General features: G+C 48.6%; 17 protein-coding genes. 6 read left to right on the forward strand and 11 right to left on the reverse strand.

The features are described from left to right. Window positions 1–39: 39 nt before the first annotated feature. Complete coding sequence (locus ESP131_RS15725; protein WP_069940948.1) at window positions 40–1,101, reverse strand: acyltransferase family protein; 1,062 nt, start codon at window positions 1,099–1,101, stop codon at window positions 40–42. A gap of 42 nt (window positions 1,102–1,143) precedes the next feature. Here ESP131_RS15725 and ESP131_RS15730 point away from each other — a divergent pair, with 42 nt between their 5' ends. Together ESP131_RS15730 and ESP131_RS15735 are read left to right on the forward strand one after the other, a co-directional pair. Continuing rightward, entirely contained in the window at window positions 1,144–1,884 is a 741-nt protein-coding gene (locus ESP131_RS15730; protein ID WP_029342551.1) for an SGNH/GDSL hydrolase family protein, read from the forward strand. Between the two features lie 333 nt (window positions 1,885–2,217). Further along, the gene (locus tag ESP131_RS15735) at window positions 2,218–2,685 is read left to right on the forward strand and encodes a hypothetical protein (RefSeq protein ID WP_029342552.1); all 468 of its coding nucleotides are present in this window, start codon (window positions 2,218–2,220) and stop codon (window positions 2,683–2,685) included. 59 nt (window positions 2,686–2,744) lie between these two features. Here ESP131_RS15735 and ESP131_RS15740 read toward each other — a convergent pair whose 3' ends face one another. Continuing rightward, window positions 2,745–3,341 carry an alpha/beta hydrolase gene (locus ESP131_RS15740; protein ID WP_069940949.1) on the reverse strand — a complete coding sequence of 199 codons (597 nt, stop codon included), beginning with the start codon at window positions 3,339–3,341 and terminating at the stop codon, window positions 2,745–2,747. Then, window positions 3,338–4,276 carry a VOC family protein gene (locus ESP131_RS15745; protein WP_069940950.1) on the reverse strand — a complete coding sequence of 313 codons (939 nt, stop codon included), beginning with the start codon at window positions 4,274–4,276 and terminating at the stop codon, window positions 3,338–3,340. The genes ESP131_RS15740 and ESP131_RS15745 overlap by 4 nt, the downstream gene beginning before the upstream one ends. 178 nt (window positions 4,277–4,454) lie before the next feature. Here ESP131_RS15745 and ESP131_RS15750 point away from each other — a divergent pair, with 178 nt between their 5' ends. From ESP131_RS15750 to ESP131_RS15760, 3 genes are all read left to right on the forward strand, one after another. Further along, the gene (locus ESP131_RS15750) at window positions 4,455–5,348 is read left to right on the forward strand and encodes an ABC transporter ATP-binding protein (protein ID WP_047393127.1); all 894 of its coding nucleotides are present in this window, start codon (window positions 4,455–4,457) and stop codon (window positions 5,346–5,348) included. Next, window positions 5,338–6,537, forward strand: coding sequence for an ABC transporter permease (locus tag ESP131_RS15755; protein ID WP_029342556.1), 1,200 nt, complete (start codon window positions 5,338–5,340; stop codon window positions 6,535–6,537). Before ESP131_RS15750 ends, ESP131_RS15755 begins: the two co-directional genes overlap by 11 nt. A 66-nt stretch (window positions 6,538–6,603) precedes the next feature. Next, entirely contained in the window at window positions 6,604–7,032 is a 429-nt protein-coding gene (locus ESP131_RS15760; RefSeq protein ID WP_029342557.1) for a hypothetical protein, read from the forward strand. A 48-nt stretch (window positions 7,033–7,080) separates the two neighbouring features. Here the strand turns inward: ESP131_RS15760 and ESP131_RS15765 are convergent, their stop codons facing one another. The 8 genes from ESP131_RS15765 to ESP131_RS15800 all read right to left on the reverse strand — a co-directional run bounded on the left by ESP131_RS15765 (window position 7,081) and on the right by ESP131_RS15800 (window position 15,493). Continuing rightward, window positions 7,081–7,710: a helix-turn-helix domain-containing protein gene (locus ESP131_RS15765; protein WP_029342558.1), complete on the reverse strand. Its 630-nt coding sequence runs from the start codon at window positions 7,708–7,710 to the stop codon at window positions 7,081–7,083. 30 nt (window positions 7,711–7,740) lie between these two features. Continuing rightward, window positions 7,741–9,672 carry an ABC transporter permease gene (locus ESP131_RS15770; protein WP_081834737.1) on the reverse strand — a complete coding sequence of 644 codons (1,932 nt, stop codon included), beginning with the start codon at window positions 9,670–9,672 and terminating at the stop codon, window positions 7,741–7,743. Next, the gene (locus ESP131_RS15775) at window positions 9,638–10,402 is read right to left on the reverse strand and encodes an ABC transporter ATP-binding protein (protein ID WP_029342560.1); all 765 of its coding nucleotides are present in this window, start codon (window positions 10,400–10,402) and stop codon (window positions 9,638–9,640) included. The genes ESP131_RS15770 and ESP131_RS15775 overlap by 35 nt, the downstream gene beginning before the upstream one ends. Continuing rightward, window positions 10,395–11,387 (reverse strand): sensor histidine kinase, encoded by a 993-nt coding sequence (locus ESP131_RS15780; RefSeq protein WP_029342561.1) that lies wholly within the window; start codon window positions 11,385–11,387, stop codon window positions 10,395–10,397. The genes ESP131_RS15775 and ESP131_RS15780 overlap by 8 nt, the downstream gene beginning before the upstream one ends. After that, window positions 11,384–12,070 carry a response regulator transcription factor gene (locus ESP131_RS15785; RefSeq protein WP_047393119.1) on the reverse strand — a complete coding sequence of 229 codons (687 nt, stop codon included), beginning with the start codon at window positions 12,068–12,070 and terminating at the stop codon, window positions 11,384–11,386. Before ESP131_RS15785 ends, ESP131_RS15780 begins: the two co-directional genes overlap by 4 nt. Before the next feature lie 97 nt (window positions 12,071–12,167). Further along, window positions 12,168–14,084 carry an ABC transporter permease gene (locus tag ESP131_RS15790; RefSeq protein ID WP_069940951.1) on the reverse strand — a complete coding sequence of 639 codons (1,917 nt, stop codon included), beginning with the start codon at window positions 14,082–14,084 and terminating at the stop codon, window positions 12,168–12,170. Further along, a complete protein-coding gene (locus ESP131_RS15795) occupies window positions 14,071–14,832 on the reverse strand; it encodes an ABC transporter ATP-binding protein (RefSeq protein ID WP_047393111.1) in 762 nt (253 codons plus the stop codon). Before ESP131_RS15795 ends, ESP131_RS15790 begins: the two co-directional genes overlap by 14 nt. A gap of 157 nt (window positions 14,833–14,989) precedes the next feature. Next, entirely contained in the window at window positions 14,990–15,493 is a 504-nt protein-coding gene (locus ESP131_RS15800) for a PTS sugar transporter subunit IIA (protein ID WP_035396161.1), read from the reverse strand. Between the two features lie 175 nt (window positions 15,494–15,668). Here ESP131_RS15800 and ESP131_RS15805 point away from each other — a divergent pair, with 175 nt between their 5' ends. After that, a complete protein-coding gene (locus ESP131_RS15805) occupies window positions 15,669–17,375 on the forward strand; it encodes a M3 family oligoendopeptidase (protein WP_069940952.1) in 1,707 nt (568 codons plus the stop codon). The last annotated feature ends 189 nt before the right edge of the window (window positions 17,376–17,564 follow it).

A 17,564-nucleotide genomic window follows, 5' to 3' on the forward strand; every position in this document is an offset into this window, starting at 1 on the left:
CTAGTAATCCATCTATCTTAAAGTGTAATGCATTCCGCCTTATTTTGAAAGGTCTTCCCGTTTCTCGACGATCGGGCGAATGTCAATCTCAATCAAAGGACGGAGGACACGGACGACGAGCGGGTGTATGATGATACCAACGATCAACAAGGCGACGCCAATCATGATCAGTAAAGCGAGCCACGGTTGCGGTACGAATGCATCCGTCACATATTGACGCCACGCCATGACGAAGAAGACGTGGAGTAGATAGACGTAGAGGCTGAGTTCCCCAGCTCGTGTGATGAGCGGAAGACGACGCATCGGGATCAACATCATGAAACCGAGCGAGGCCGCGATCGACAAGACATAGATGACGCTATGCTTGAGTACACCAATCCACGTGTCACTGTCATACTGTTCAGCGTACGGGAAACGATGCTTGAAGGCATTCGCGAAATCGACGATCTCTTGCGGTGTGTCACGCCACGCCTCGAACAATAAGAAGCCCATGACGGCTGCGAACGTCACACCACCAATCAAGCGGACGTTCATCCGGCGCTTGAAGTTCTTCGGCATCTCGAAGATGCGGATGAATTCGTGCTCCGATAGGTAGTTCCCGAGCAAGAAATACGGATAGAACATGATCAGCTTCCGAAGTGCCAAGAATCCCGTGTTCTCGAGTTCAAATCCATACAGCAAGGCGAAGGCAAGACCGAACCAGACATATCCACGCAAGTGAACGACATACGGCGTCACGATATACCAGACGACCATGACAAACAGATACCAAAGTGCCCAGTAGGGACGTAGGAGATGCGTACCGATGTTTTCACCAGAAAAGAGCGGCATTCCTTCTCCAAGCGTCGCCCAAGATCCAATTAAGATTTGCCAGACACAGTAGACGGCAAATAGTTGGATGACACGTAAATACTTGTTTTCGCGGAAGAAATAACCGCTTAAAATAATGAATAATGGCATATGAAACGAGTAAATCAACAGATAAACCGTCTCAAGCAACTTTCCGTCATAATCAAACCGTAAATCCGTTAACATGTGACCGATGACGACGAAAATGACAAGAAAACCTTTGATATTATCAAACCACGGATTCCGATTCATGTTACACTACCCCTTATACTCCCTCGAAAGGAACGAATGTTTATGAAAAAGACACTCTTGATTCTATCTGTCGTCTTGAACGTCGTTCTCCTTGCATTGTTACTGGGACGTAAACCGCTCGAACTATTCGAAAGCGTCTTACCTGCAACGAGTACGACTCCAGTCACGACCTTCCAATACGATAAGAATCCAAACTATGTCCGTCTGAATAGTCTATTCCATACTTATCAATACCCAAAATCTGCGAATGCTGTCATGTTAGGCGACTCGATGACGAATTTTGCCGATTGGCGTATCTTGATGAAGGATCCGACGATCGTGAATTTCGGGATTCCTGGTGATACGACAGAAGGCTTTTTGACTCGCCTCGACTTGATCATTGAGATGAAACCAAAACGCGTCTTCCTGATGGGCGGTATCAATGATATTCGTCACTATACACCGATTCCGCAAATCACTGAGAACATGACGACGATCGTGACGACACTTCGAAAAAATAACATCGACGTCGTCATTCAGTCAACCGTTCCTGTCGCACCGAAATATTCGGACTCCGTCCGAATCAACCGGGACGTCGAAGCATTGAATCGGAATTTACAAAACCTCGCTCAATCCGTGGAAGTACCATTCGTTGATCTGCGACCTGTCTTGACGAATAAACAGGGGTACCTACAAAATCGGATGACGTACGACGGACTCCACCTCGTCGGTGGCGGTTACCTGCGTTGGAGTGATGCGCTGAAACCCTATGCACTTAAAACCGATTTGACAGCAAATAACTAAATCAAAAAACGGCTCATCCCGATTTCCGAGATGAGCCGTTTTTTGATTATTAATCTTCTTGGTTTTTGACACCCATGTAGGCTGCGACGCTCGATGCTGAGAAAACAGCAACGGCAACGATTCCGACAGCAATCCAAATCACTTGATCCATCATTTCTTTATATCCCCCTTTATGTAAACGCTCGCTTCTTCATTTAGCGTACACGAATTTCGTCAAGAAAGAAACACATTTTCCATGTCTAATGACTAGACGATTCGGGAAAAAGTAACTATAGTAGAAGGACAACTACAAATTGTCAGAAAATTCGATTATTTAACAAGGAGGTGTTTCTGATGGCCACTTCATTGCTTACGCCGAAAGTGACGTTACGACATCGAAGTACTCTCAACTTTGGATATTGGCTTGTCATCGGATGCATAGGATGGGTGATGCTTGCCCTCGTCACGAATGTTGGTACCGTTCTTGGTCGTCTTCCTTTATATGAAAGCATTCCCCTCGCCATCCTTGTACTTGGTCTCACGGGTGTCGTACTAAAAATGGCGCGTGACGAGTGGTGGATTCGTTATCTCGAACGTCAGACGCAGTATTATATCGGACACGAGACCGTGACCGGTTGGTGTACGACGATTGATAGCATGTGGCTGATCCGTAAGACGATGCGCCGTGAACTTCGCTTGCTCTACCGGCATCTTGCGCAGACGAAAGCATCGGAAGAAGTGAAACAGATTCTTGCACTCCAGCTCGTCGAGCGTGGTGTTCTGATCGTCTACTCCCGACCAAAAAGTGATCATCCCGCTTGAAACGAAAAGAGGACTGCCCCATCATCTTCTATGAAAGAAGCAGATGGGACAGCCCTTTTTTAGTGTTTTAACCAATCCGTTGCCGCTTCAATCGTTGGCATGACGAGTTGGTGACCGTAATTCGACCACGTGACGTCGACTGATGCACCGGCTTGCTTCAAGAGTGCTGATAACTCTTCCGTTTCCTGAGCCGGACAAATCGGGTCATTGCTTCCGGCGCCGATGAAGACGCGCACGTCCGATAAGTCAGGTAGCGTCACACCACGACGTGGTACCATCGGATGCAACAGAATCGCTTGTTTGAACAAAGCTTCTTCGAACAACATATTCGCCGCGATGTTCGCACCGTTCGAGTACCCGACTGGAATCAGACGATCGAGATCAAAACCGCGCTCCGCTGCCTGGTCACGTAAAAACTGAATTAAACGTGCTGTCCGTAAAGCGAGGTCTTCTTCATCAAAGACACCTTCTGCGAGTCGTTTGAAGAAGCGTGGCATCCCGTTTTCCGAGACTTCCCCACGGACGGACAAGTAGCCTGCTTCCGAATCGAGCAACGAGACGAGTCCAACGAGATCTTGTTCCGTTCCGCCTGTGCCATGTAAGAATAAAAAGATCGGTGCGTCTGATGTTTTTGGTGCTTGGTATAAATGAATCATACGAGTCTCCCCTTCGGTACAGTAATAGGTGTTACATGATTTGTGATCGCCGTACGATGTGCTTCGAATTGTTCCGGTAACTTCAAGTCTTCTCCGAGCATCTCGAACTCTTCATCGATCGCGAACCCTGGATTATCGGTCGCGATTTCATGGAGGATCCGACCGCGGTCATGGAAATAGATCGATGTGAAGTAGTTGCGATCCTTCACTTCAGTCGTCAACAAACCGAACGTGTTGATGGCGTTCATCCAGTCGAGTTGTTCCTTTTGATCCGTTGCCCGCCACGCAATATGGTGAACCGTTCCAGTCCCCGGACGACCGACTGGCATTTGACCATGAACGACGTCAACGACATTCCCGAACTCGCCTTCTGCGATGTACCGGTCAACGGTTTCCGTCCGTTTGCTGAGTGTCAGTCCGAATGTGTCTGTCAGTAATTTTGCTGTGTCTGATGGATCTCTTGACAGTAACGTCGCTCCCGCAAATCCTTTGATGGCGACATCACGTGTGATGCCGTCGATTTCATAGCGACTGCCTTGTCCCGCCTCGCGTTCGACGAGTTCAATCTGAAGACCGTGTGGATCTTCGAAGGCGATCTGTTGCTCTCCGAACCGAACCGTTTCTTCAAACGAGACGTTTTTTTCTGTCAGTCGCGCTTTCCAAAAATCTGCTGCACCGACCGGAATCGCGTAAGCTGTCGTTCCGACTTGTCCGGCACCGACCTGTCCTTTTGCCATGCCTTCAAACGGAAAGAACGTGATGATCGTTCCCGGTGCTCCAGATTCGTTACCGAAGTAGAAGTGGTACGTTCCTGGATCATCGAAGTTGACCGTTTTTTTGACGAATCGTAGCCCGAGAATCGTTCCGTAAAAATCGAGATTTTCTTGTGGATCGCCAACCATCGCTGAGATATGATGGATACCTTGCGTTTTCATATGATGCGTTCCTCCTTCAGTCGTATCTGTTAAAACAATAATAGTAACTAAAGAACAAAAAGTAAACTGATAAGCCTTCCCTCGTTCTTTTTTGGAACCTTTATCCATTTCCGACCGTAGGACACTATGTAACAATGGTACACTTGTCGTGCAACAGACGTCTTTAAAGGAGGTTCTTATGTTAGAAATCAAACACATCACGAAGCGTTTCGGCGATTTCACGGCCGTTGATGCCTTGACGATCGAGGTGCCACGAGGGCAAATTTTTGGTTTGCTTGGTGCGAACGGTGCCGGAAAAACAACGACGTTCCGGATGCTGCTCGGTCTACTGCAACCGACTGAAGGATCGATCACCTGGAATGGAGAGCGCATCCCGACTTCAAAAATCGGATACCTTCCGGAAGAACGAGGGCTGTATCCAAAAGTTCGCGTCGATGAACAGCTCTTGTTCCTTGCTGAACTTCGCGATATGAAACGGAAGGATGCGAAACGAGCCTTGACGGAATGGCTAGAGTATTTCCAAATTCCGCAGTATGAAAAAATGCGCGTCGAACAACTCTCAAAAGGAAATCAACAAAAAATCCAGTTGATCTCCGCCGTCCTACATAAACCCGAACTGCTGATTTTAGATGAGCCGTTCAGCGGACTCGATCCGGTCAACGCCGAACAGTTGAAACGTGCTGTCAAAAAGTTGACCGTCGACGGAACGACGATCGTCTTCTCGAGTCACCGGATGGACCACGTCGAAGAACTCTGCGAACATGTCGCGATCCTCGATCATGGGAAACCCGTCGTCGCCGGTTATCTTCCTGACATCAAGGCAGGATACGGAAAAACACGTGTCCTTTTGACGACAGATGCTCCGCCACTCCTATGGGATAGCTTACCAGGTGTGCTCCAGGTCGAGTCAGATAACAATGGGCATATCGTCCAAGTCTCTTCGAAAGAAACGGCTGATCAACTTCTCCAACATATCGTCAGTCAAGGACACCATGTCGATCGTTTCGTTTGGGATCAGTTATCCCTGCAGGATATCTTCATCGAGGAGGTCGGCAAACGTTATGAACCGTAAATTCCTGACTTTATATCGCTTCAATCTACTTCAAAAATTGCGTGCGAAAAGCTTTTTGATCTCGACTGTCTTGATGGTCCTGTTCCTCGTCGGCTTCGGCAATATCGAACGGATTCTCGACTGGTTTTCGGGTGACGATCCGAAAGTTGCTCTTGTCAGTGAATTGTCGACCGATCTTCGTCCAGCCTTGAAGAAGGCTGGTGTCACTTCAGACATCACGACGAAGGACTATACGGTCGCACAAGCACGAAAGGCAATCGACCGCGGTACATTCGATGCCGTGGCAATCGTTCAGGATTCGTATGACGTGACACTCGTCAGCGCTAGTCCTGAGTCTGAATTACAGACACAGGTCGCAACAGTCGTCAAACAAGTCCGTGACCAAGCCGTCATCACGGATGCTGAAATCGATCCGAACGTTCTTGCTTCGCTCGCTGAACCCGTTCCCATCAAGCAAGAATTGACGTCGACTGGCGGAAAAAGCGAGGATGAATTATTCGCTGCCTCAGCGCTCGTCTACGTGTTGCTGTTCTTGATGTACTTCACGATTGCCATCTACGGTGGAATGATCGTCACAGAAATCGCGAACGAAAAATCATCCCGTGTCATGGAGCTGCTGATCTCAGCAGCGAGTCCGATCCAACACATGCTCGCGAAGATTCTTTCGATTGCTACGGTCAGTCTCGTACAATTGTCGATTCTCGTTGGTGTCGGCTACTACAGTGCTCAAAGCAGCAGTTTATTCGATCAGTTATCACTCGATTCCCTGAGTGCCCGAACGATCATTTATCTGTTCGTTTTCTTCCTGCTCGGATACTTCCTGTACGCGACGCTCCTCGCGGCACTCGGTTCACTCGTCAGTCGGGTCGAGGATGCGCAGCAAGTGACGTTACCGGTCATCTTGTTGATCGTCGCTGCTTTCATGATTTCGATGTTTAGTCTGAATGCACCGACGAACCAAGCCGTCGTCGTCCTGTCATTCGTTCCGTTCTTTACACCGATGGTCATGTTCCTGCGCGTCATGTTGACCGATGTACCGCTATGGCAAGTGTCGATTTCGCTCATTTTGATGCTGATCAGCATCTCGCTCGCCTTATTAGTCGGAACCAAATTCTACCGGGGTGGCGTTCTGTTCTATGGATCGAATCCACTCAAACAGTTGCGCCGGATCTTAAGCGGTCGCCGGTAACAGTTTACAAGACGAATCGTTTCCGCTATCGTTAGGAGAGAAAAAGCCTTTAGGAGGAACTACGTTATGCGGTCTCGTTTTTGGGCAGCGATCCTTTTCACAGCTGCTGCCATGGTCTCGTCACTTGTCATGTTCACGAAATTCCCGCAAGCGAGTGCGACATGGGAACTCGTCCTTGCCTATGGAGGCATGGCGTTCGTCTCTAGCCTCTTTTGCTGGTCCTTCGTTGCGGTGCGCCGCCACTCTTCCCGTTTATACGGAAGCTGGGTCGGTGTCTTCATCGCCGGACTGACTGTCTTACTCGTCTGTATCGCGCGATTCGTCTTGCGTGGTGATGTGATGATGATTTTCAAATGGCAAGCGATGCTTGGTAGCTTAACTCTCAATTTCGGCTATGTCGGTTGGGTACTCGTCATTGCAAATGCGATCATTGGTTTTATCATCGGTCGGATCCGTCAAAAGACGCGTCGTCCACGCCCGATGCCACAACGTTAATAAAAAGTCGCTGTCTTCTGAACGTCAATCAGAAGACAGCGACTTTTTTTATTTTCGGTGATAACGGGAACGACTTTTCCGGTCACTGTAATCCGCATAATAGGTCGAACTGGATAAAGAGACACCGTCCGTCATGCGGTCGAGGTATTCATCCAGTTGCATCATCGATGGTAACTTATCCTCGAACAACTCATATGTCTCTTCTGCTTGATCGCGTTGCAACTCCCCTGCTTCCATCACGGCTTCGACGAGCTCATGGAAGATCCGTTGCTCGGTCGCACTCATTGTCTGCTCGATCCGTTTGACGTCCTCGTCATACATTAAATCAAACAGGCGCATCCGTTCTTCGAGCTGTTCTTCGACCCACGTCCCGTCTTGTCCGAGCGTCTGTTCATAAGCAAGCTTCATCTCTTCAAGCGGTGTATTCTGTTGCATGATGAACTTCAATGACTCTCCCGTCCAGATATGCCGTGCCAAATAACTGGCGTCAATGTTCAAGACGTCCGCCAATGCTTCGATGTAGGGTTTGGTTGGATAGACTTCGCTGAGCTCCGTCCGGCGGATGAAGTACGGTGCGACGCCGAGTCGTTCAGCCAGCTGTTCGATCGTAATCCCGGCACGCTCCCGTAAAATACGAATCCGGTCACCGTAACCCCGATATGGTGAATGGTCTAGCATACGATTCCCTCCCTTATTCCTATGGTATCATCATACCCTTGAATCCGGTGTCGGATACATCGAACTTTCGGATGAATTCCGAAACAGATGCCGCGGGTAACGCAACCAAATCGGTAGGACACTCAAGAAGTACCCAACCGTGACGATACTGATCCAAAATACAGCTAAGTTAAGAAATGATCCCGGCTGTAGTCCGGCTTGTGTCACGACGACTTGGAACAATAAGAAGGCATGGAAGACAGAAATTAGATACGGAATAAGCAGAACAGCACCATACTTCATTAACAAGTAGCTGCGAATGTTCCCGGAACCGAACCCTAACGCAAACAACGTCTTCATCCGCTTTTGTTCCTGTTCCGCCGTCATCTGCATCCATACATGTAGAAAACTCGCATTGATGACGAACAACCAGATCGTCAAGAGAACGACGACGAACGTGACAAGTCGCACGATTCGGATTCCGTCGATTTCATCTTCTGTCTCATTGATCAACTGATAAGGAACCGGTTGCTTCTCATCTAGCTTCGCTGCCGACTGGATGTTGCGGACGATTTTCATCCACTGTTTCCAGTCCTTCGTTCCATAATCATGGTAGGCTGGCGTATCGAAGACGACGATTTGCCGGACGGGTTGCTTGAGTGTTTGAAAAACGGCATCACTGACGACGAAGATCGTCTCGATTTGATAATTGTAACCAAATACTAAATCGTGAGAAGCAGCGGGAAGTAACTCAAAGTCAGCGTTCTTCATCGCCTGCTTCTCTTTTTTCATCGTCGGTGTATTCTCTTCAAGTTGTACCGGACGTGCCGGTACAAAGAAACTTTGTCGCCCCGTCGCCGTTCGATCCTTAAGATGCAGTTGACGCATCATCTTGTTGTACGACGAAATCGGTAAGAGGACACGTGTGCCATCTGCTTTTACTTCAATATCCTGCTGGTAGCGATCCGGGAATGCCTCCGTCATCGTCTGCTTGATATCCTTCAATCGCTTCGTCGGTTGAGCGGATTCTTCGTAATAGACGAGACCGAATTGATTTTGGGATGATAAGTCGAGTCCGATCAATTGAAACAAGAAGACCAGTCCGACTGCTGTTAGCGCACACGATGTCAGAATCGTTCCGAGGGCAATGAGCGTACTATTCGTTCTGAGTTGATTGGCGATTTCCGAGACGATCAGCTTCCGCAGCGACAAACGACGTGGTCGATATAACTTGGTCAACCACGGTAAGACATATCGGCAAATGAAGAAGGAGCCGATGAAGATGACAAGTGGGAAAAATATATAAAATCCTTCCGTCCGAACAAAGGCTAAGGCATAACCATAGATCAACAGAAGTAACGCTCCGATTTGCGTCAGAATCCAGACTCGTTTTCGAAATAGCGAACGGGAACGCGTCGGTCGGTCGGGACGAAAGCGATAGATCGCAAGGACCGTTGCCGTCAGCAACACAAGGAAGGCGCCACCGATCAAAGCAAGAATCGCATAAAAGGATAATTCGAATTCGATTGCTGGTAAGAACATGACTTTGACGACGGACAGCAACAGCATCTTCGTCAAGACATTACCTAGAATCATCCCCGCAGTGATGGCTAAACCACCGACGATCAACACTTCAATCAAAAAATACTTTAAAAAATGCGACAGACCACTACCGAGCGTCCGCATTGTCCGTAAATCGTTCTTGCGGTGCTCAAGCATCGTATAGGTCGTCGAATAGATGAACAGTACACTGAAAAATAGGATGATCAGCTCCGCGATGAAGACGAAGAAGATCGTCATCTCGATGACTTGGTTCAATTGACTAAGGATTTTGGCGACGTTTTGGAATGATCCATTCGTCAACAAGTTCCAATAACTCGTCACGATCGTCATCGCGATGATGATCGTCAAGGCATAGCCGTAATACAAGCGCTGATAACGCCGGATATTACGTAGGGCGTATTGCAGATAATTGATGCTCATCCCCTCCTAGCAGCGATAGTGATTCGATGACCCGTTGGAAAAAGATGCGGCGTGGTTCATCGCGGAATAACTCCGTCTGAATGCTACCGTCCTTTAGGAACAAGACATGGTTACAGTACGACGCGACTTGTGGATCGTGTGTCACGATGACCATCGTCATCCCCGTCGCGTTCAACTCGGCTAGGACGTCCATGACGTGTTTTGTCGCTTGGAAGTCGAGTGCTCCCGTCGGTTCGTCCGCAAGCATCAGACGTGGTGTATGAATCAAGGCACGACCGATCGCGGTCCGTTGTCGTTGTCCACCACTGACCTCATCGACCTGTTTATCTAGCAGATCATCAATTTGTAGACGACGTGCCAACTCCTCCATCTCTTCCCGCGCGAGCTTCGTCTTTTTCCCCGATAGCATCAACGGGACGAGCATGTTCTCGCCGAGCGTTAACGAATCGAGTAGATTGAATTCCTGAAAGATGATCCCGAGCGTCTCGCGCCGGAAACGTGTCATCTCTTTTCGTTTGAACGTCGCCGTATCGACGCCGTCAATCAAAATCGATCCCCAACTCGGTTCGTCGAGTGTTGCAAGCAAGTTGATCAGCGTCGATTTCCCACTACCGGATGGTCCCATGACTGCGACCATCTCACCTTCTTCGACTCGGAAATTGATATCCGTCAACGGTTGTTCCGTCACCTTTCCGGGATAGACTTTCCCTAATTGTTTAACCTCAATCATGTGCGCGACCTCCTACTAATCGAATCCGGCATGTCGTACCGACCCCTTCTTCACTCTCGAGTTCAATCTCGTGCCCGAGCTTCAAGCAGACCTGCTGGACGAAATACAACCCCATCCCGGTCGATTCTCCGTAACGTCGTCCGTTTTCGCCAGTGAAGAACGCATTAAAGACACGTGGGACGTCTCGTTTTGGAATCCCTACACCGTCGTCTTGAACCGAAAGGACGACTTGCCCGTTTGTCACTTCTGCCGTCAGAACGACTTCTCGACCATGTCCCGTCGTGTACTTGATGGCGTTCGTCACGAGCTGTAGGACGAGGAAACGAAACCACTTCGCATCCGTGTATACGTACACGTCGTCAGCGATATCGAGTTTCGGAAAGACCTGATTTTTAACGAATAATCGTTTCTCTTGATTGATGATACTCGTGACGAGCGGCTTCAGTGCCAATCGTTCCGCCTTCAAATCTGTCTCGATCGCTTCTAAACGTGACGAATAGAGCATCTGGTCGAGTCCACTGCGCAATCGATCGACCTCTTGACGTAAATCCGCTTGATAGTGTTCTCCTGGGTGTTCAAGGATCAACTCGATGACGGATAACGGTGTCTTCATCTGGTGAATCCATTGATCGACATACCGATGCCGTTCCTTTTCTTTTCGTCGCTCAGCAAACAGACTGTTTCGAAACAATGTCTGTTGCCGCTCTAAAAATTGTTCGACGGCAACGGAAATCGGTTCTTCACTATCACTGCGAATCGGTTCTGCGACCGATTGAACTGGCTGTTGCATCCGTCGTAGCAATGGAAGCATGCTGAAGAAACGATAACTGAGATAAATCAAGAGACCGATACTGTTCAAAAGTACGATATAAAAGAAGGCTGCTGGGCGATACAAATCATAGAGCCATAAGACGGCATATAAAATCAGCATTTGTCCGGTAAAGAAGAGGATTCCTGGTATCGCGTGCCGTAAAAAGAGCTTCATGGTTCAAGAACCAGTTTATAACCGACGCCTCGCACCGTCTCAAGTCCAGCGACACCAATCTCGGCAAGTCGTTTGCGAACACGCGTAATATTGACGTTCAACGTATTCTCATCGACGAACGCTTCGTCATCCCAAATCCGTTCGAGCAGATCGCCCCGACTGACGATCCGGGGACTTGCCGTCAGCAGCATCTCAAGGATCAACCCCTCTTTTTTTGACAGCTCGATTGACTGTTCCCCGTACTCGACGATATAACGATCTAAGTACAACGTGACACCTTCTTTCGTCACCGTTCGCTCATCCGTCTCGTTCGACAGCGTGCCATAGGCCCGGCGAATCTGACTTTTAATCTTCGCGATGACGACCGCTCCTTGGAACGGTTTAACGATGTAATCATCCGCTCCGTATTCGAGCGCCATGACTTGATCCATCTCCCCGACCCGTGCCGAGATGAACAAGATCGGTGCCCGTGTCTTCATCCGTAACTGCCGGCACCAATAGAAACCGTCAAACTTCGGTAAATTGACATCTAATAGAATGACGTCCGGATTCGTCTCTTCATAGACCGCGACGACATCCCCTCGCCCATCTTCAACGACGACTCTAAAATCATAGCGTTCGAGTAGTTCTTTCAATAGTGTAGCAATCTTCATATCATCTTCGACTAATAAAATCGTATGCATCGTTTCTGTCAACTCCTTCTCCCTTTATCATAACGAACTCAAAAAGGACTGGAAACGATTATTCCGTTTCCAGTTCTGTGTCCCCCTATTTAGTTCATCACGTGACGATGCGGCGATACGCACGGACCGTGACGATATAGTAGATCAGATAGACGATCGTATAACAAACAATCGCAAGTAATGTCGGACGAACGATGTTGTAGTTCAACAGTTTCTGCAAGACCTGCATCGCCACTAAACTATGAACGAGTCCGAGCACGTACGGTAAAGAGAAGACGAATCCAACAAGGCGACGGATGATGCCTGTCTGTTCCTTCTCATCGACACCAATCTTCTGGATGATGGCAAACCGTTGTTTCGATTCTTCTGCTTCCGCGAGCATCTTGAAGTAGATGATCGAACCTGTCGCAAGCAAGAAAACGAGTCCGAGGAAGCCGGCAGCAAACGCGAGTAAGCCGGTCGTTGCCGTCGTCATCGCGTAGACAGGATAATAAGCCGCCATCTCCGTGTCCGCTTGTTTTCCATATAGTTGTGTCAACTGTTTCATCAATCCATCGTCATGACGTTCATCTGAGAACTGATAATTCGTCAGCGTGAAGCCTTTTTCCGGGATCTTCGCGAACGCATCATCGTTTACGACGAAGGCAAGTCGCTGTTTCTCATAAAGTTGAGCGATTGGTAGATTCGTCGCAGCGGTGATACGAAAGGAATCATGAACGTCCTTGATTTTAACACCGACCGGCGATTTGACTTTCATCTTCAACAAATCATTTCCTTTGAACGTCTCAAGGACGATCGCTTCGCCTTGTTTCGGTTCTTTGATGACCGTTTTCCCGTTCGCTTTCGCGAGCTTGACGTAGTCCGAATAGTTGACGTAGCTGAATTGTCCCGGCTGGTCTTCATATGCGTACGTCGCATAGTAGCGTGTAAACGTCAAAGGGTTCGGCAGGTCGGTCATCTCATGGTCGACGTTCTTGACGTTGACCATCGTCCGGCTGTCGATCTTCTGGTCAGACTTCGCAATCAGCTTTTCCGCTTCCGCTTGTTTACTCGCAATCGACAGACTGTACGGGACTTGCTCCTCGACCGTCTGATCGATGAAGTAATAGATCGATGTCGCTGTACCGACCGTCGTCAATGTCACCGCAGTGATGACCGTAATCGTCGACAGCATGACGGCATTCGATTTGATCCGTGACAACAATTGCCCGTGCAGAATTAAGTTCGTCCCTTTAAAGTGCCGCGCTTGATTACTTAAGACGCGCAATAAGAAGATCGTGAAATAACTCATCGTTCCGAACGTCCCGAGAATGACGCAGAGCATCAAAAGCGGTGCGACGATCGTAAAGTGATCCATCAATGGTTGTCCCGTTAAATAGTAACCGACACCGATCAAGACGACCGAAAGAACGGCTAGAATCGGATGAACTTTCGGAAGGGATTCCGCTTGTTGTTCTGCCTTGAACAATTCGATCAATGTAAAACGATAAATCGTTCGTGCCGAACGTAAAGCGATGATTAAGAAAATCAACAGGAAGACACCGATCGTCTGTATGACGGAAGCTCCGCTGATCGTAAAGGTCGCATCGACTTGCATCGCCATGACGGAAGCCAGCAACTGCACGAAGTATTTCGAAGCGACGGTACCGATCGCAATCCCGAGGATCAGACCAATCACCCCATACCCCATCGTCTCAAGGAAGATCAGGCGAGCAATCTGCCCCCGTTCTAAACCAAGCAATGCATAAAGTCCGATTTCCTTCTTACGGCGGCGCAAAAAGAAGTCACTTGAATACCAGATGAAGATGGCAGAGAAAAGCGCTAGAATGACACTTGCTCCGGTAAAGACTGTTCCCAGTTTTCCGTACAATTCGTTCGCCTGAAGCATCGCTTCATTCGATCGAATCGCGAGGAACGTATAGTAAATCAGAATCGCAAATGTGACCGCACCGAGGTACATCACGTTTTGACGAATGTTCTTCAAATTTTGAAACGCCAGTTTAGACAAGCTCACGGACGGCACCTCCGAGTTCACGCTGGACTTCCATGATCTGTTCGAAGAACTCCTTCTGCGAACCGAAGCGATGGACTTCCTTGAACAGCTCTCCGTCCTTGACGAACAGAATTCGTTCCGCGTAAGACGCCGTCATCGGATCGTGTGTCACCATCAAGATCGTCGCGCCTTCATCATTCAGTGATCGCATCGCTTCGAGCAATCCGGTCGCGGACTTCGAATCGAGCGCACCGGTCGGCTCGTCGGCTAAAATGAGCGACGGATCATGAATGATGGCACGCGCGGCAGCTGTCCGTTGTTTTTGTCCACCTGATAGTTCGACCGGACGTTTATCGAGTAAGTCGTGGATACCAAGTTGGCGCGCCACACGATCGACACGTTCTAAGATCATCTTTTTATCAACGTTCGCGAGTGATAGCGGTAAGGCGATGTTTTCCCGGACCGTCATCGTATCGAGGAGATTAAAATCCTGGAAAATGAAGCCGAGTTGTTCCCGGCGAAAGCGGGCCAATTGTTTTTCCTTCATCGCCGTCACGTCTGCTCCGTTGATTAAAATCGAGCCGTCCGTCGGCTGATCGATCGTCGATAATAAATTGAGTAATGTCGATTTCCCGGCACCGGATGGACCCATGATACTGACGAACTCTCCTTCGTGAACACGGAGCGTCGTCGGACGCAGTGCTTCGTGGCGCGCGGTTTTCGTTTGATAGGTTTTTGAGATTTGTTCTGCTTGTAAGATTGCTTTCATCTGTAATGCCTCCTGTGTTTGATTCATTACACTTAGTCTAGTCCTTCCATGCTTTTCTCAAAATGGACTTTGCTTTCACTTCTCTTACAAAACGGTAAGACAAGGGAGGAGACATCAAAAAAGCCCCCATCCGCAAGGGATGGAGGCATATCGTATCTTATTTATGAGTTGCTTTGAAGAGCTCTGTGTCACCTGCGACAACAGAAGTTCCTTCAGCTGGTACAGCTGAAAGCGTGAATTGATCGTGGTTTGTCACGATGATCGGTGTGATCGTCGATGGTGCGTTCGCACGGATGTAGTCAAGGTCGAACTCGACGAGGACGTCTCCTGCTTTGACTTTGTCACCTGACTGGACGTGAGCCGTGAAGCCTTCGCCTTTGAGGTTAACGGTATCAAGACCAACGTGGATCAAGAGTTCAAGACCATCTTCACCTTTAAGACCGATTGCGTGTTTCGTCGGGAAGATCGTTTCGACCGTCGCGTTGATCGGCGAGACGACTTTACCTTCTGTTGGTTCGATCGCGACACCGTCGCCCATCATTTTTTGAGAGAAAACTTGATCGGGTACGTTCTCGATGTTGACGATTTTACCTGTAAGTGCAGAAGCGATTTTCGCGTTTCCTGCGTCGTTACCACCAAACAATTTTTTTAAGAATCCCATGATACTATCCCTCTACTTTCTCGATCGTTTTTCTTCCGAATGGAAGTTTCGATTTTTTATAGGAGTAAGCTGTTAGACAGCTCGCTCACGTTCTCACAAAAAGCATACGTTTGTCCCTCTAGTTTTGCAAGTATTTTTGTGTGATAATAGTTAGAAATCATAAGGAGGCGCTTACATGTTACCATTTTCAGAAATTACATATGTCCGTCCTGACCTTGCCTTGCTTGAAACATCAATGAATCAAGCGATCGCTCGACTGACGGAAGCCACACAGGTAGATGAAGCAAACGCAGCCATCACTGAGATTAATACCCTCAGAAATCAATTTGAAACGGCAAGCCAGCTCGTCGAGATCCGTCATACGATTGATACACGTGATACGTTTTACGAAACGGAGCAAGGATTCTTTGATGAAGCGAGTGCAATCTATCAAGGATATGTCTCAAGCTATTATCAAGCGTTGACGACGCACCCACTCCGTAGTGAACTCAAACAGACGCAAGGCAAACAGTTATTCCTAATTGCTGAAGCGAGCCTGAAGACGTTCTCGGAAGAAATCATTCCGAAACTCCAAGAAGAGAACCGTCTCTCGAGTGAATATACAAAACTGATGTCTTCTGCTCAAATCGAGTTCGATGGCAAGACGCTCAACTTATCGCAGTTCGGTCCATATCTTCAATCCCCTGATCGTGATGTCCGTAAAGCAGCTTCTGAAGCACGCTATGGCTATTTAAACGAGCATGGTGAAGCAATCGATACGATTTACGACAAACTCGTCCGGATCCGGACAGATATCGCAAAGACACTCGGTTTCCCATCGTTCGTCGAGCTCGGATACGCACGGATGCTCCGCGTCGATTATAACCAATCAATGGTTGAACAATACCGCGAACAAATCCGCGAGACAATCGTTCCACTCGCGACACAACTCAAAGAGCGCCAGCAACGACGGATCGGCGTCGATCAGTTGTATTACTACGATGAAGGATTTGCCTTCAAGTCTGGGAATGCGACACCGAAAGGCGAAGAGTCGTTCATCATCGAAGGCGGCAAAAAGATGTATGCGGAGATGTCACCGGAGACGAACGAGTTCTTCAACTACATGCTCGACCGGGAAGCACTCGATTTAACGGCGAAGCCTGGGAAAGCCGGCGGTGGGTATTGTACCTACATCGCAGACGAAAAACTCCCGTTCATCTTCTCGAACTTCAATGGAACGGCAGGCGACATCGATGTCCTGACTCACGAAGTCGGGCACGCCTTCCAAGTCTATGAGAGCCGTCACCTGACAGCTCCAGAGAGTGCTTTCCCAACGTATGAAGCGTGTGAGATCCACTCGATGTCGATGGAATTCTTCGCTTATCCGTGGATGGAAGAGTTCTTCGGTGAAGAGACAGCGAAATACAAATTCAATCACCTCGCAGGAAGCGTCACATTCCTTCCGTACGGCGTTGCGATTGACGAGTTCCAACACGTCATCTACAACCAACCGGAATTGACACCAGCTGAGCGTCGCGAAGCATGGCGGACGATCGAGAAGAAATACCTACCGCATCGTGATTACGAAGCGAACGATTATCTCGATTCAGGTGCATGGTGGCATCAACAAGGACACGTCTTCGGTAGTCCGTTCTACTATATCGATTACACACTTGCTCAAGTCTGTGCCTTCCAGTTCTATGCATGGATGGAACAAGACCGGGAAGCGGCTTGGAAGTCGTATCTCGATCTCTGTCGTGCCGGCGGATCGGAAAGCTTCCTCACGCTCGTCGAACGTGCTGGATTGAAGTCTCCGTTCGCACCAGGTACGGTCGAGGCAGCCGTCGCACCGGTTAAAACCTACCTTGAACAAGCAGACGACATCGTGCTCGATCGCGTTTAATTCTTTGCGTGCAAGGTCGTACTGGCTAAAAGTCAGAACATCTCGAGCAACATCAATAAAAGAAGAGGCGTTTTCCAGAATATCATCTGGAAAACGCCTCTTCTTTTTTGCTACATGATTATAGAACGTATATGTTCATCCTTGACTCCTAGAGGAAAAGAAAGCATGACTTCCGCTTTCGTCAGGGTT

This window comes from Exiguobacterium sp. U13-1, from assembly GCF_001750115.1.
GTDB lineage: Bacteria > Bacillota > Bacilli > Exiguobacteriales > Exiguobacteriaceae > Exiguobacterium_A > Exiguobacterium_A acetylicum.

Excerpts from the sequence above, each read along its gene's own strand:
- ESP131_RS15765 (WP_029342558.1), bottom strand. The coding sequence starts at position 7,710 with ATGCTAGACCATTCACCATATCGGGGTTACGGTGACCGGATTCGTATT.
- ESP131_RS15755 (WP_029342556.1), top strand. The coding sequence starts at position 5,338 with ATGAACCGTAAATTCCTGACTTTATATCGCTTCAATCTACTTCAAAAA.
- ESP131_RS15745 (WP_069940950.1), bottom strand. The coding sequence starts at position 4,276 with ATGAAAACGCAAGGTATCCATCATATCTCAGCGATGGTTGGCGATCCA.
- ESP131_RS15735 (WP_029342552.1), top strand. The coding sequence starts at position 2,218 with ATGGCCACTTCATTGCTTACGCCGAAAGTGACGTTACGACATCGAAGT.
- ESP131_RS15775 (WP_029342560.1), bottom strand. The coding sequence starts at position 10,402 with ATGATTGAGGTTAAACAATTAGGGAAAGTCTATCCCGGAAAGGTGACG.
- ESP131_RS15760 (WP_029342557.1), top strand. The coding sequence starts at position 6,604 with ATGCGGTCTCGTTTTTGGGCAGCGATCCTTTTCACAGCTGCTGCCATG.
- ESP131_RS15805 (WP_069940952.1), top strand. The coding sequence starts at position 15,669 with ATGTTACCATTTTCAGAAATTACATATGTCCGTCCTGACCTTGCCTTG.
- ESP131_RS15800 (WP_035396161.1), bottom strand. The coding sequence starts at position 15,493 with ATGGGATTCTTAAAAAAATTGTTTGGTGGTAACGACGCAGGAAACGCG.
- ESP131_RS15785 (WP_047393119.1), bottom strand. The coding sequence starts at position 12,070 with ATGCATACGATTTTATTAGTCGAAGATGATATGAAGATTGCTACACTA.
- ESP131_RS15750 (WP_047393127.1), top strand. The coding sequence starts at position 4,455 with ATGTTAGAAATCAAACACATCACGAAGCGTTTCGGCGATTTCACGGCC.
- ESP131_RS15725 (WP_069940948.1), bottom strand. The coding sequence starts at position 1,101 with ATGAATCGGAATCCGTGGTTTGATAATATCAAAGGTTTTCTTGTCATT.
- ESP131_RS15795 (WP_047393111.1), bottom strand. The coding sequence starts at position 14,832 with ATGAAAGCAATCTTACAAGCAGAACAAATCTCAAAAACCTATCAAACG.
- ESP131_RS15780 (WP_029342561.1), bottom strand. The coding sequence starts at position 11,387 with ATGAAGCTCTTTTTACGGCACGCGATACCAGGAATCCTCTTCTTTACC.
- ESP131_RS15770 (WP_081834737.1), bottom strand. The coding sequence starts at position 9,672 with ATGAGCATCAATTATCTGCAATACGCCCTACGTAATATCCGGCGTTAT.
- ESP131_RS15730 (WP_029342551.1), top strand. The coding sequence starts at position 1,144 with ATGAAAAAGACACTCTTGATTCTATCTGTCGTCTTGAACGTCGTTCTC.
- ESP131_RS15740 (WP_069940949.1), bottom strand. The coding sequence starts at position 3,341 with ATGATTCATTTATACCAAGCACCAAAAACATCAGACGCACCGATCTTT.